Source organism: Streptomyces sp. NPDC093085 (assembly GCF_040683935.1).
In the GTDB taxonomy this organism is placed as follows: Bacteria; Actinomycetota; Actinomycetes; order Streptomycetales; family Streptomycetaceae; genus Streptomyces.
This window is the reverse complement of the sequence record NZ_JBFBFB010000001.1, coordinates 40,363-53,242: the sequence shown is the minus strand read 5'-3', so window position 1 is coordinate 53,242 and position 12,880 is coordinate 40,363. Positions and strand designations below refer to the sequence as shown.

Genomic DNA, 12,880 nt, shown 5'->3' with positions numbered 1-12,880 from the left:
GGGCGGCACATGAGCCGGGTGAGACCGGTGAGTCACCAGTGGGGACCCTGTGGAGAACCGTCCCCGGGCGGCCACCACGACATGCCGGTGTGACACGCTCTGGCCAAATATTTCCGTATCAGGCGTATCAGGGGGGAACTGCTCCATGAGATCCGTACGACCAACACTGGCGGCCGTCTGCGTCGTCGCGGCGCTCGCGCTGACCGCCACCGCCTGCGACGGCGACGACGGCGCGGGCGACGCCAAGGCGGCGTCTCCCGCCGCCTCGTCCGCCTCCCAGGCCGCCGACGGCGGCGCGGACGGCCCCGGACTCCCCGCCGATCTGGCCGACGCGCTGAAGAAGCACGGCGTCGACCCGGAGAAGTGGAAGGACGGCGGCTGGAAGGACTGGGACAAGAAGCACTGGCTCCGCGACGCGAAGGACTTCGTCAACCCGGTGATCGCCGGGCTGTGGAATCCCGAGCGGATGAAGAGCGCGAAGTCGCCGGTGAAGACGATGGACGCCCAGGACATCACGGGCGACCAGAACGTCACCGACCCGGACCCGAGCCCGGTGCGGGCGGAGGCCGAGAAGACGCCGTACCACGAGCACGCGGCGCCGGTCGGCAAGGTCTTCTTCGACTCGCCCCAGGGCTCGATGGTCTGTTCGGCGACCGTGGTCAAGGACCCCGCGCACCCCGGCAAGTCCAACCTGGTCTGGACGGCCGGCCACTGCGTGCACGCGGGCGGCTCCGGCGGCTGGTACCGGAACATCGCCTTCGTCCCGGCCTACAACGACCTCGGCAAGTCCGCGGCGCAGCTCGACAACGCCCGGCCGCAGGAGATCGCCCCGTACGGCGTCTACTGGGCGAACTGGGTCTCCACGTCGTCCGAGTGGATCACCCAGGGCGGCCCGACCGGCGGTGCGGGCGCGGCGTACGACTACGCGGTCATGCATGTGAAGCCGGAGCGGGGCGGCAAGTCGCTGGAGGAGACCGTCGGCGCCGCGCTGGACGTGGACTTCGACCTGCCGGAGGCGGCGAACGTCTCGGGCATGGGCGCCTGGGGGTACCCGGCCGCGCCGCCGTACGACGGGCTGCTGATGCACAAGTGCGTCGACAAGCCGGGGCGGCTCTCGGTCGCCCCCGGCACGCCGACGATGTGGCGGATCGGCTGCACCATGACCGGCGGTTCCTCGGGCGGCGGCTGGTTCGCCACCCAGCCCGGCGGGAAGACGGTCCTGGTCTCCAACACCTCGATCGGGCCGGTCACCTCGGGGTGGCTGGCGGGGCCGCGCCTCGGCGCCGGCGCGGAGCAGATCTACACCGCGATGAGTCAGAAGTACGGCGGGAGCTGACGCCCGCTCCGGCCCCGGCCGACAGCCGGACGGCGGCGGCCCGCCCCCTGGTTCCGCGCGGTGCGCGAGGGGGCGGGCCGCCGCCGTTGTGCGGTCCGGGCCGGGGTCCGGGTCAGTGGGCCACCGGGACGTACGGGGAGAGCGCCGCGGCCAGCTCCTCGTGGACCCGCGCCTTGAGCAGGGTGCCCTCCGGGGTGTGCTCCTCGGAGATCACCTCGCCCTCGGCGTGCGCCCGCGAGACCAGCGCGCCCTGCGCGTACGGCAGCAACACCTCGACCTCGATCTTCGGCCGGGGCAGCTCCGCGTCGATGAGCGCGAGCAGCTCCGCGATGCCCTCGCCGGTCCGCGCGGAGACCGCGATCGCGTCCCGCTCGGTGCGCAGCAGCCGCTGGAGGACGAGCGGATCCGCCGCGTCCGCCTTGTTGATCACGACGATCTCGCGGACGTCGACCGCGCCGACGTCACGGATGACCTCGCGCACGGCGGCGAGCTGCTCCTCCGGTGCCGGGTGCGCGCCGTCCACCACGTGGAGGATCAGATCGGATTCGCCGACCTCCTCCATGGTGGAGCGGAACGCCTCGACCAGGTGGTGGGGCAGATGGCGGACGAAGCCGACCGTGTCGGCCAGGGTGTAGAGCCGTCCGCCCGGGGTCTCGGCCCGCCGGATCGTCGGGTCGAGGGTGGCGAACAGCGCGTTCTCCACCAGCACGCCCGCGCCGGTGAGCCGGTTGAGCAGGGAGGACTTGCCCGCGTTGGTGTAGCCGGCGATGGCCACCGAGGGCACCTTGTGGCGCCGGCGCTCCCGGCGGTTGATCTCGCGGCCGGTCTTCATCTCCGCGATCTCCCGGCGCATCTTCGCCATCTTCTCGCGGATCCGCCGCCGGTCCGTCTCGATCTTGGTCTCACCGGGGCCTCGGGTGGCCATGCCGCCCCCGCCGCCGCCACCCATCTGCCGGGAGAGCGACTGGCCCCAGCCGCGCAGCCTCGGGAGCATGTACTGCATCTGGGCGAGCGCGACCTGGGCCTTGCCCTCACGGGACTTGGCGTGCTGGGCGAAGATGTCCAGGATCAGCGCCGTACGGTCGACGACCTTCACCTTGACGACGTCTTCGAGGTGGATGAGCTGGCCGGGGCTCAGCTCACCGTCGCAGACGACGGTGTCGGCGCCGCTCTCCTCCACGATGTCCCGCAGCTCCTGGGCCTTGCCGGAGCCGATGTACGTCGCGGGGTCGGGCTTGTCGCGGCGCTGGTAGACCCCGTCGAGGACGAGCGCGCCCGCCGTCTCGGCGAGGGCGGCCAGCTCCGCGAGGGAGTTCTCCGCATCCTGGAGGGTCCCCGAGGTCCAGACGCCGACCAGGACGACACGCTCCAGGCGGAGCTGCCGGTACTCGACCTCGGTGACGTCCTCCAGCTCGGTGGAGAGTCCGGCGACGCGGCGCAGCGCGGCCCGTTCCGAGCGGTCGAACTGGTCGCCGTCGCGTTCTCCGTCGATCTCGTGGCTCCAGGCGACGTCCTCTTCCATCAGGGCATCGGCCCGAAGGCTGTCCGTGCGGGAGTCCGCGGTGTACTGCGCGTCCTGGGAAGAGAAGGAAGAGGAGGTCATTGGATCCTTACGTCGAAGCGGAAGAAGTCGGGCGCATCAGTCACAACGCGTGACGGGCGGGATTGATTCCCGGCCGCGTCGCCGACTCGTCGATGGTGGCACGGTTCGGCCCGGCCGTCACGCCGGTTTCGCCGTCCTTCCTGGCCGTGGGCGGGCCCGCCGGGGGCGGGTCGGCGCGCCAGTCGGGGTGGCCGGGCATGGGCGGCGTGGTGGCCCCGTAGAGCCATGCCCGGAAGAACTCCCCGAGGTCACGCCCCGCGACCTCGGCGGCGAGCGCGGTGAAGTCCGCGGTGGTCGCCGTGGCGTCCCGGTGGATCCGGACCCAGTCGCGTTCCAGCCGGGCGAAGGCGTCCTCGCCGATCTCCCGGCGCAGGGCGTAGAGGACGAGGGCGCTGCCGTCGTAGAGGACCGGACGGAAGAGGCTGATCCGGTCGTCCGGCTCCGGGGGCTTCGGGGCGGCCGGCGGGCCGCCGGCCGCCCGCCAGCCGTCGGAGCGCCGGTAGGCGTCGCGCATCCGGGTCTCCAGGGCCTCTCCGCCGTGCTCCTGCGCGTAGCGCGCCTCGTACCAGGTGGCGTGGCCCTCGTTGAGCCAGAGGTCGGACCAGGTGCGCGGGGAGACACTGTCGCCGAACCACTGGTGGGCCAGTTCGTGGACCATCACGGAGTCGACGTACCAGGCGGGGTACGCCGCGCCGGTGAACAGGGAGCGTTCGAAGAGCGAGAGGGTCTGCGTCTCCAGTTCGAAGCCGGTGTCGGCGCCCGCGACGAGCACGCCGTATGTCTCGAAGGGGTACGTGCCGACCTGCCGCTCCATCCAGCGGAGCTGGTCCGGGGTCTTGCCGAGCCAGGGCTCCAGCGTCTCGCGGTCGGCGGCGGGCACCACGTCGCGCACGGGGAGGCCGCCGGGGCCCGCGCGGTGGACGACGGCCGAGTCGCCGATGGAGACCTGGGCGAGTTCGGTGGCCATGGGGTGCTGGGTGCGGTAGACGAAGGTGGTCAGGTCGCCGTGGCGGACGCGCCCCAGGGGGAGGCCGTTGGCGACCGCCGTGAGGCGGCTGGGCACGGTGATCCGGAAGGTGAAATACGCCTTGTCGGAGGGGTGGTCGTTGCCGGGGAAGACGCGGTGGGCGGCGTCGGGCTGGTTGGCCATGGCCAGTCCGTCGGTGGTGCGGAGCCAGCCGCCGGCGTCCCCCGTCGGGTCGCTCGTGTGGTGGACGGTGATCCGGGTCAGCGCGCCCGCCTCGACCCGCTCGGCCGGGGTGATCACCAGGTCCTCCCCGGCGGCGGCGAACCGCGCGGGGGCGCCGTCGACCTCGACGGAGCGGACCTTTCCGTGGGTGAAGTCGAGGTTGATCCGGTCCAGGCGTTCGGTGGCCCGGGCGTCGATCCTGGTGACGGCGTCCAGCGGGACGCTGTTGTCGCCCCCGTAGGTGAAGGCGAGGTCGTAGGTGAGCACGTCGTAACCGGGGTTGCCCAGATACGGGAAGAGCCGGTCCCCGATGCCGAGGGGTTCGGGCGGGGGCAGGGTCGCGGCGACGAGGGTGGCCGAGGCGGCGGCCAGCAGGGCGGCGCGCAGGCGCCGGGAGAGGGACAGCATGGACCACGGCTACCAGCGGCGACGGGGCGCGCGGCGACGGCGCGCACCGTGCCCACCCGAAAGGGGCAGGTGACAGGCGCACTCCGGAGCCGGGCTCTTACGTCACGCGGAGTTGACGTGGGGCGGTCGCCTGGGTGCGCGCACGGTACGGTGCGGCGAACGCGCGCCTTCAGGAGGCGCGTTACGGGGGGGGTGCGCGCACCGCAGGCGCGTCCGCGGTGCGCGGCGTACGGTGCTCAGCGCGGCGTACGGTGCTCAGGCGGTGGCCTGCTGCTGGGCCCGGCTGACGTCGTACACGCCCGGTACGTCGCGCATGGCGCGCATCAGCCCGGGCAGCCCCGCGGCGTCGGGGAGCTCCAGCGTGTACGTGTGGCGTACGCGCTGCTCGCTCGGGGGCTCCACCATGGCGGAGACGATCGCGGCGCCCGCCGTGGCGATGGCCTCGGTGAGGTCGGCGAGCAGCCGGGGCCGGCCGAACGATTCGGCATGGAGGGTGACCCGGCACTCCGGCGCGTCGCCCCAGCTCACCGGGATCGGGGCGCGGCCCAGCGCCCGCATGCGCTCCACGGCGCGGCACTCCTCCCGGTGGACGGTGACCACGCCGCCGCGCACCGAGAAGGCGGTCACCGCGTCGGGCGGTACGGGCGTACAGCAGCCCGCGAGCCGTACGGTGGCGCCGGGCAGGTCGACCACGGCGTTGGTCCCGTCGCGCCGGTCGGCGGTGACCGCGAGCGCCGCACGGGGCGCGGCGTCGGGTGTGCCGCCCCGGTCGGGGTGGGCCTCCAGCCAGCCGGTGATGGCGATCCGGGCCGCGGGGGTCACCGCGTGGTCCAGCCACTGCGGGGAGGGCCCCGACGCGGCGTCCTGGGCGAGCAGGAGCTGCACCGTGTCGCCGTCCCGCAGGACCGTGCCGAGCGGCGCCAGACGGCCGTTGACGCGCGCCCCGAGGCAGCCGTGCGCGGCCTCCCCGTGGTGCGCGTACGCGGCGTCCACACAGCTCGCCCCGGCCGGCAGGCCGAGCAGGCCGCCCTCGGCGTGGAAGACGGTGATCTCCGCGTCCTGGGCCAGGTCGGCGCGGAGCGTGGTCCAGAAGGCGTCCGAGTCGGTGGTGGCCTCCTGCCACTCCAGGAGCCGGGAGAGCCATCCCGGCCTGGTCGGGTCGGCACGTTCGCCGTCCTGCGGCTCCCCGGCCCCGTTACCGGTCCCTGCGGGCGCCCCGGGGCGCTCCGCGCCGTCCCGCTCCCCCGGGGCGTCGACGGACGCGTACGGGTTGCCCAGCGCGACCACCCCGGCCTCGGCGACCTTGTGCATCCGGTGGGTGCGGATGAGGACTTCGGCGACGGCGCCGTCCGGGCCCGCGACGGCCGTGTGGAGCGACTGGTACAGGTTGAACTTGGGGGCCGCGATGAAGTCCTTGAACTCGGAGATCACCGGGGTGAAACAGGTGTGCAGCTCGCCGAGGACCGCGTAACAGTCGGCGTCCTCGGTGACGAGCACCAGGAGCCTGCCGAAGTCCGTGCCGCGCAGTTCGCCGCGTTTGAGCCCGGCGCGGTGCACCGAGACGAAGTGCCGGGGCCGCACCAGGACATCGGCGGTGACGCCAGCCTCCCGCAGGACGCGTCTGACGTCCTCGGAGATCGCCGCCAGGGCGTCCCCCGCCGTGGCGTTCTCCGCGATCAGGGCGCGGGTCCGCGCGTACTCCTCGGGGTGGAGGATCGCGAAGACCAGGTCCTCCAGCTCGGTCTTGAGCGCCTGGACACCGAGGCGTTCGGCGAGCGGGATCAGGACGTCGCGGGTGACCTTGGCGATCCTGGCCTGCTTCTCGGGGCGCATCACGCCGAGGGTGCGCATGTTGTGCAGCCGGTCCGCCAGCTTGATCGACATGACCCGGACATCGTTGCCGGTGGCGACGAGCATCTTGCGGAAGGTCTCGGGCTCCGCCGCCGCCCCGTAGTCGACCTTCTCCAGTTTGGTCACGCCGTCGACCAGATAGCAGACCTCGTCGCCGAATTCCTTCCGCACCTGATCGAGCGTCACCTCGGTGTCCTCCACGGTGTCGTGGAGGAGGGAGGCGGTCAAGGTGGTGGTCTCGGCGCCGAGTTCGGCGAGGATCAGGGTGACGGCGAGCGGATGGGTGATGTACGGCTCGCCGCTCTTGCGGTACTGGCCCCGGTGCGAGGCCTCGGCGAGGACGTACGCCTTGTGCAGGACGGCGAGGTCGGCGTCCGGATGGTGCGCGCGGTGCGCGTCGGCGACATGGCCGATGGCGGCCGGGAGGCGGTCCCTGGCGGCGTGGCCGAAGACGGCGGCCCTGCCCAGTCTGCGCAGATCGATGCGGGGAAGACCGCGTCTGCGGCTGTGGGCACCAGGGCTGGTCGCCTCTGCGCTCATGGGGCACCTCCGGGCAGCTTCGACCGGCGGGGAGAGGACGGGGACGCCCTCCGGGCCGGTGCTTGATGCTATCGACCCCACCGGGTGGCTCACTGCCGGTCCCGCCGGACGTGAAACGGATCACCCGTCCGAGCGAAGGCCACCGAAGGCGGATTCGATCAGGACCGGGGCGATATGACCCTCCGCCACGATGACGGCGGGCCCCGCCATCTCGATCTCGCCGTCGGGGTGCTCGGTGATGACGAGCCGTCCGCCGGGGAGGTCCACGGTGTACGTGACGGCCTCGCCGGTGACCGCCGGGTCCGTACCGTCCCTGCGGGCGGCGGCGACGGCCACGGCGCAGGCGCCCGTACCGCAGGAGCGGGTCTCCCCGGAGCCGCGCTCGTGGACGCGCAGGGCCACATGGCGCGGCCCCCGGTCGACGACGAATTCGACGTTCACCCCGTCCGGGTAGACGGACGCGGGGGTGACGGGCGGCGCCGTGTACAGGTCCCCGGCGTGCGCCAGGTCCGCCACGAAGGCGACCGCGTGCGGGTTGCCCATGTTGACGTTACGCGCGGGCCAGCTCCGGCCGTCGACGGTGACCGTCGTGCCCTCCTCGGGGAGCGCGGCGCGCCCCATCCGGACCGTGATGTCGCCGCTCCCGGGGGCCGCGCCCGGGCCGTCCTCGGCGATGTGGACCCGCTTGACCCCGCCCCGGGTGGCGACGGCCAGCTCGCCCGCCTTGACATGGCCGGCCCGCTGGAGGTGGCGGGCGAAGACCCGCACCCCGTTGCCGCACATCTCGGCGACCGACCCGTCGGCGTTGCGGTAGTCCATGAACCACTCGGCCTCGGCGGCCAGGGCGCGCGCCTCGGGGTGCTCGGCGGACCGTACGACATGGAGCAGCCCGTCGCCGCCGATGCCCGCCCGGCGGTCGCAGAGGGCGGCCACCGCGCGGGGCGGCAGCTCCAGGGCGTTCTCCGGATCGTGGATGATCACGAAGTCGTTCTCCGTCCCGTGGCCCTTCAGGAAGGGCAGGGGGGCGGTCGGCGCGGCGGTGGTCTGCGAGGTGCTCACGGGTCCATCGTACGAGCGGGGTCGGACATCGCCGTCCGTGACCGCTCGGTACCGGGCCCGGCCGTACGTGACCCGGGCCCGGCCGTACGTGACCGACGCGCGGCCTGCGCGTACAGGACCGGCGTGACCGGCGCCCGCGCGGCGGGCCCGCTCAGCGCAGCCGGGCGACGCGCCAGACGGCCAGGGCCACCAGGACGGCGCCCATGGCCACGTACAGCGCCAGGACCCGCCAGTCGGGACGCTCGCCCGAGGCGCGGCTCGGCAGCCCCGGCCAGGTGTGGCCGACGCGGCGGGCGGCCATCATGCCCGCGCCGGCGGCGCAGCAACTGATCAGCAGCCCGAGCATGGCGACGACCGCCCCGCCGTCCCCGGTGCCGAAGGCGAGGGGGAAGGCGAACATGAGCGACCCCACGGCGGCGAGCGTCACGATGGGGGCGAGCTGCCAGATCCGCAGCCGGGGCCGGGGCCGGAGTTCGACCTGGACCTCGTCGGTCACGGTCTCTTCTTCCGGACCGTCAGGAGTCAATCCCGGGGCGTCGGTCAACCCGGGGGCGTCCTGGGACGTCTCCGCAGGTGTGGGTTCTCTGTCGCGAGGGCCGGCCTCCATCGCCACGCGCCCTCCCAAGTCGGACTCCACTGTGTCGATCGATGCCCGATGGTCGACCGTTGCTCGATGATGGCACGCCCGCGAGGAGCGCACGGACGCGCGGAGCGTCCCGATGCCATCACGTGATCAGGCTGTGACCGCCCGTTCGACCAACGCGAGCGCCTGGTGCGGGAGTTCCTCCCGGTCCTCGGTTCCGCCGCTCAGCCAATGGACGCGCGAGTCGCGACGGAACCACGAGTCCTGGCGGCGCGCGAAGCGTTTGGTGGCGCGAACGGTCTCCGCGCGCGCCTCGCTCTCGGTGCACTCGCCGGCCAGCGCGGCGAGCACCTGCTGGTAGCCGAGGGCGCGGGAGGCGGTACGTCCCTCGCGCAGCCCGCGCGCCTCCAGGGCGCGCACCTCGTCCACGAGACCCTCGTCCCACATCCGGTCGACCCGGCGGGCGATCCGCGCGTCCAGCTCGGGGCGGGCGACGTCGACGCCGATCTGGACGGTGTCGTAGACCGCCTCGTGGCCGGGCAGATGTGCCGTGAAGGGCTTGCCGGTGATCTCGATCACTTCGAGGGCGCGGACGATGCGCCGGCCGTTGCTGGGCAGGATCGCGCGCCCCGCCGGGGGGTCGGCGGCGCAGAGCCGGGCGTGCAGGGCGCCGGAGCCGCGCAGCGTCAGCTCGGCCTCCAGCCGGGCGCGCACCTCGGGGTCGGTGCCGGGGAAGTCGAGGGCGTCGATGGCGCCGCGTACGTAGAGCCCGGAGCCGCCCACCAGGACGGGTGTACGGCCCTGGGCGAGCAGGCCGTCGATCGCGGCGCGCGCGGCGCGCTGGTACTCGGCGACGCTCGCCGCCTGGGTGACCTCCCAGATGTCCAGCAGGTGGTGCGGCACCCCGGCCCGTTCCTCGGGCGTCAGTTTGGCGGTGCCGATGTCCATGCCCCGGTAGAGCTGCATGGAGTCGGCGTTGACGACCTCACCGTCGAGTTGCCGGGCGAGGTGGACGCCCAGATCGGACTTGCCGGCAGCGGTGGGGCCGACGACGGCGATGACCCGGGGGGCGGTAGGTGCGCTTCTCACCGCCCCAGTCTCGCAAACGGCGGGCGTCCGCCCGAACGAGTTACGGAAGAGCGGCGCCGTGGCGGGCGGCGCGATGGTCCGGTGGCGGGGCGGATCCGGGCCCGTACGCGTAACCTTGAGAAGCAGATATGGGTGTTTTCTCACGGTCGAGGGAAGGTGGCCCATGGGCTTCCTGGATTCACTGAAGGCAAAGATCGGTCCGGCCAAGGAAAAGGTCGCCGACCTCGCGCAGCAGCACGGGGAGAAGATCGAGCACGGGCTGGACAAGGCCGCCCGGACGGTCGACGAGAAGACCAAGGGCAAGTACAGCGACAAGATCGACGCCGGTACGGGGAAGGCCAAGGACGCGCTGGGCAAGCTCGCCCACAAGGACGACGGCACCACTCCCCCGCCGCCGGCCACTCCCTGACCCACCGCACCGGAGCCATGGGGCGGTACGGGGCCGCAGAGCTCCCGTACCGCCCCGCCGTGCGTCCGGGGGCCGGCGGACTCACCCAGAGGGCGCGCAAGACGCCCCGTACGGGGCTACGGGACGTCCCTTGGGCTACGGGGCTACGGGGCTACCGGGCTACCGGGCTACGACCAGGTCGCCACGAGGTACCCGACGCCGTAAGGCGCGTCCTCGTAGAGCAGCGCGCCGCCCAGGCCCGCGCCCTCGGCGGCGCCCGCGAGCACCTGCCAGGGCGCCCGGCCCGCCGCCTTGAGCTCCGCCGCCAGCTCCGCGTCGAGCGCGGTCAGCGCCGCCGGGTCGGCGGCGGCCAGCGCCCCGGCCACCGCGGCGTCGAAACCGGCCGCCCGGTCGTCCAGGTAGCCGGGGGCCTTGAGCGTGCGGCAGGCGCTGGCGTCGCCCATCACCAGGAGCGCCACCCGATCGGCCCCGCCCGCCAGCTCCCGTCCGGTCCGTACGCACGCGTCGGTGGCGAGGTCCTCGGCCACGGCCACCCCGGAGACCGGGGCGGCGGACCAGCGGACCCGTTCCAGCAGCCATGCCGCGACGGCGAGGGAGGCGGGCAGCGTGCGCGCCGTACCGTCCGGCGCGTCGTCGGGCGCGTCCGCCCCGTCCGGCGCGCCCGTGCCGCCCGTGCCGCCCGTGCCGCCCAGGACGACGTCCACGGCCACCCCGAAGCCCCGGAACGACCCCACGGTGCCGCGCGGGTACGTTCCCGGGGCCGCCCGCTCCGCCGGGCCGACCACGACCAGCCGGTCGGGGCGCGCGGCGGCGAGCCCGTCCAGCGCCTCGCCGCAGGCGGCCCGCGCGGCGGCCAGCTCGGGCGCGGCACCGGCCGCCACGGCGGGCACCAGCAGGGGCGGGGCAGGGCAGACGGCAGCGGCGACGAGCATGTTCAGCGGCCTCGGTGGGGGGTTCGGCGGGTGAGGTGAGCGAGAGAGCGGAGGGAGCGGAGGAGAGCGGAGGGAACGGTCCCGGGCGGCCCCCGGTACGGACTCGCGGTACGCGTCTCCGGCGGGGCGCACGCGGCGTTCGGGGCGTACGGGCCGTACGGGGCGCCGGGGCGTACGGCCCGCACCCGCGCCCCGTACGCCCCGAACGGGGCGGCTCAGGGCGCGACGGGCCGTATCGCCGTCACGGGGCCGCGCAGCCGCCCGTCACGGCGGGCAGCGGGGCGGGGACGCCCACCGTGGGCAGGCCCAGCAGGACCCCGGCGGGCGCCGCCGCGGCCTCGGTGTTCCGCTTCTCCCAGGCGTCGCCCGCGCGGGTGCGCCGTACCCGCTCCGTCGGCCCCTCGGCGAGCAGGTGGTGCGGGGCGGCGTAGGTGATCCCGACGGTCACCACGTCGCCGGGGCGGACCTCCTGGTCCGGTGCGGTGAAGTGGACGAGACGGTTGTCGGCGGCGCGCCCCGAGAGCCGGCGTGTGGCGCCGTCCTTGCGTCCCTCGCCCTCGGCCACCATGACCTCCAGGACCCGGCCGACCTGCTTCTTGTTCTCCTCCCAGGAGATCTCCTCCTGGAGCGCGGAGAGCCGCATGTAGCGCTCCTGGACGACCTCCTTGGGGATCTGGCCCGCCATGTCGGCGGCCGGCGTTCCGGGGCGCTTGGAGTACTGGAAGGTGAACGCCTGCGCGAAGCGCGCCTCGCGGACCACGCGCAGCGTCTCCTCGAAGTCCTCCTCCGTCTCACCGGGGAAGCCCACGATGATGTCGGTGGAGATCGCGGCGTGCGGGATGGCGGCGCGCACCTTGTCGATGATCCCGAGGTAACGCTCCTGCCGGTACGAGCGGCGCATCGCCTTGAGGACCGTGTCCGAGCCGGACTGGAGCGGCATGTGGAGCTGCGGCATCACGTTCGGCGTCTCCGCCATCGCCGCGATGACGTCGTCCGTGAAGTCGCGCGGATGGGGCGAGGTGAAGCGGACCCGCTCCAGCCCCTCGACCGCCCCGCAGGCCCGCAGCAGCTTGGAGAACGCCTCCCGGTCGCCGATGTCGGAACCGTACGCGTTGACGTTCTGGCCCAGCAGGGTGATCTCGGAGACCCCCTCGGCGACCAGGGCCTCGATCTCGGCCAGGATGTCGCCGGGGCGGCGGTCCTTCTCCTTGCCGCGCAGCGCGGGGACGATACAGAAGGTGCAGGTGTTGTTGCACCCGACCGAGATGGAGACCCACGCGGCGTACGCGGACTCGCGCCGGGTCGGCAGCGTGGAGGGGAACGCCTCCAGCGACTCGGCGATCTCGACCTGGGCCTCCTCCTGGACGCGGGCGCGCTCCAGCAGGACCGGCAGCTTGCCGATGTTGTGCGTACCGAAGACGACATCGACCCAGGGGGCGCGGCGCACGATGGTCTCGCGGTCCTTCTGCGCCAGACAGCCGCCGACGGCGATCTGCATACCGGGGCGGCGGGTCTTCATCGGGGCGAGCCGGCCGAGGTTCCCGTAGAGCTTGTTGTCGGCGTTCTCGCGTACGGCGCAGGTGTTGAAGACGACGACGTCGGCGTCGCCGTCGGAGCCCTCGGGCGCCCGTACGTACCCCGCGTCCTCCAGGAGACCGGAGAGCCGTTCGGAGTCGTGGACATTCATCTGGCACCCGTAGGTGCGCACCTCATAGCTTCTCGTACCGCCCACTGTCTGACTCCGGTCGCCGCTGCTCATGCCCACCAGGGTAGGCGGAAGCGCACGATGCCCTGTGCCAGGTCGCGGTGAGGGGCCGGGACGGGGCCCGGGCGGGGGCGACGGCGCAGGTGGCGGGGTGGAAGGGGAAACAAGGGGGGCAC

The 12,880-nt window shown here is 73.5% G+C and carries 10 protein-coding genes; 2 read left to right on the top strand and 8 right to left on the bottom strand.

Annotated elements, in window-relative coordinates:
- Positions 1–145 precede the first annotated feature (145 nt).
- Positions 146–1,336 carry a hypothetical protein gene (locus AB0O07_RS00210; protein ID WP_365624415.1) on the top strand — a complete coding sequence of 397 codons (1,191 nt, stop codon included), beginning with the start codon at positions 146–148 and terminating at the stop codon, positions 1,334–1,336.
- A 112-nt stretch (positions 1,337–1,448) separates the two neighbouring features.
- On the opposite strand, the gene hflX is transcribed toward AB0O07_RS00210, so the two are convergent.
- From hflX to miaA, 6 genes are all read right to left on the bottom strand, one after another.
- Positions 1,449–2,939 (bottom strand): GTPase HflX, encoded by a 1,491-nt coding sequence (gene hflX / locus AB0O07_RS00205; RefSeq protein ID WP_365624412.1) that lies wholly within the window; start codon positions 2,937–2,939, stop codon positions 1,449–1,451.
- Between the two features lie 40 nt (positions 2,940–2,979).
- Positions 2,980–4,536, bottom strand: coding sequence for a M1 family metallopeptidase (locus AB0O07_RS00200; protein WP_365624409.1), 1,557 nt, complete (start codon positions 4,534–4,536; stop codon positions 2,980–2,982).
- A gap of 255 nt (positions 4,537–4,791) precedes the next feature.
- The gene (locus AB0O07_RS00195; RefSeq protein ID WP_365624406.1) at positions 4,792–6,927 is read right to left on the bottom strand and encodes an HD domain-containing protein; all 2,136 of its coding nucleotides are present in this window, start codon (positions 6,925–6,927) and stop codon (positions 4,792–4,794) included.
- 120 nt (positions 6,928–7,047) lie between these two features.
- The gene (dapF, locus tag AB0O07_RS00190; protein WP_365624403.1) at positions 7,048–7,986 is read right to left on the bottom strand and encodes a diaminopimelate epimerase; all 939 of its coding nucleotides are present in this window, start codon (positions 7,984–7,986) and stop codon (positions 7,048–7,050) included.
- Positions 7,987–8,137: 151 nt separating this feature from the next.
- The gene (locus AB0O07_RS00185; protein WP_365627810.1) at positions 8,138–8,593 is read right to left on the bottom strand and encodes a hypothetical protein; all 456 of its coding nucleotides are present in this window, start codon (positions 8,591–8,593) and stop codon (positions 8,138–8,140) included.
- A gap of 126 nt (positions 8,594–8,719) precedes the next feature.
- A complete protein-coding gene (gene miaA / locus AB0O07_RS00180; protein ID WP_365624400.1) occupies positions 8,720–9,658 on the bottom strand; it encodes a tRNA (adenosine(37)-N6)-dimethylallyltransferase MiaA in 939 nt (312 codons plus the stop codon).
- A gap of 163 nt (positions 9,659–9,821) precedes the next feature.
- Here miaA and AB0O07_RS00175 point away from each other — a divergent pair, with 163 nt between their 5' ends.
- Positions 9,822–10,067: an antitoxin gene (locus tag AB0O07_RS00175; protein WP_365624397.1), complete on the top strand. Its 246-nt coding sequence runs from the start codon at positions 9,822–9,824 to the stop codon at positions 10,065–10,067.
- 167 nt (positions 10,068–10,234) lie between these two features.
- Here AB0O07_RS00175 and AB0O07_RS00170 read toward each other — a convergent pair whose 3' ends face one another.
- Both AB0O07_RS00170 and miaB read right to left on the bottom strand, forming a co-directional pair.
- Positions 10,235–10,999, bottom strand: a complete 765-nt coding sequence (locus AB0O07_RS00170) for a hypothetical protein (protein ID WP_365624394.1) — start codon at positions 10,997–10,999, stop codon at positions 10,235–10,237.
- Positions 11,000–11,240: 241 nt separating this feature from the next.
- Positions 11,241–12,758, bottom strand: coding sequence for a tRNA (N6-isopentenyl adenosine(37)-C2)-methylthiotransferase MiaB (miaB, locus tag AB0O07_RS00165; protein WP_365624391.1), 1,518 nt, complete (start codon positions 12,756–12,758; stop codon positions 11,241–11,243).
- Positions 12,759–12,880: the final 122 nt, after the last annotated feature.

Coding starts and splice junctions, on each gene's coding strand:
- hflX (WP_365624412.1), bottom strand. CDS start 2,939: ATGACCTCCTCTTCCTTCTCTTCCCAGGACGCGCAGTACACCGCGGAC.
- AB0O07_RS00185 (WP_365627810.1), bottom strand. CDS start 8,593: ATGGAGGCCGGCCCTCGCGACAGAGAACCCACACCTGCGGAGACGTCC.
- AB0O07_RS00170 (WP_365624394.1), bottom strand. CDS start 10,999: ATGCTCGTCGCCGCTGCCGTCTGCCCTGCCCCGCCCCTGCTGGTGCCC.
- AB0O07_RS00195 (WP_365624406.1), bottom strand. CDS start 6,927: ATGAGCGCAGAGGCGACCAGCCCTGGTGCCCACAGCCGCAGACGCGGT.
- AB0O07_RS00210 (WP_365624415.1), top strand. CDS start 146: ATGAGATCCGTACGACCAACACTGGCGGCCGTCTGCGTCGTCGCGGCG.
- AB0O07_RS00175 (WP_365624397.1), top strand. CDS start 9,822: ATGGGCTTCCTGGATTCACTGAAGGCAAAGATCGGTCCGGCCAAGGAA.
- AB0O07_RS00200 (WP_365624409.1), bottom strand. CDS start 4,536: ATGCTGTCCCTCTCCCGGCGCCTGCGCGCCGCCCTGCTGGCCGCCGCC.
- miaB (WP_365624391.1), bottom strand. CDS start 12,758: ATGAGCAGCGGCGACCGGAGTCAGACAGTGGGCGGTACGAGAAGCTAT.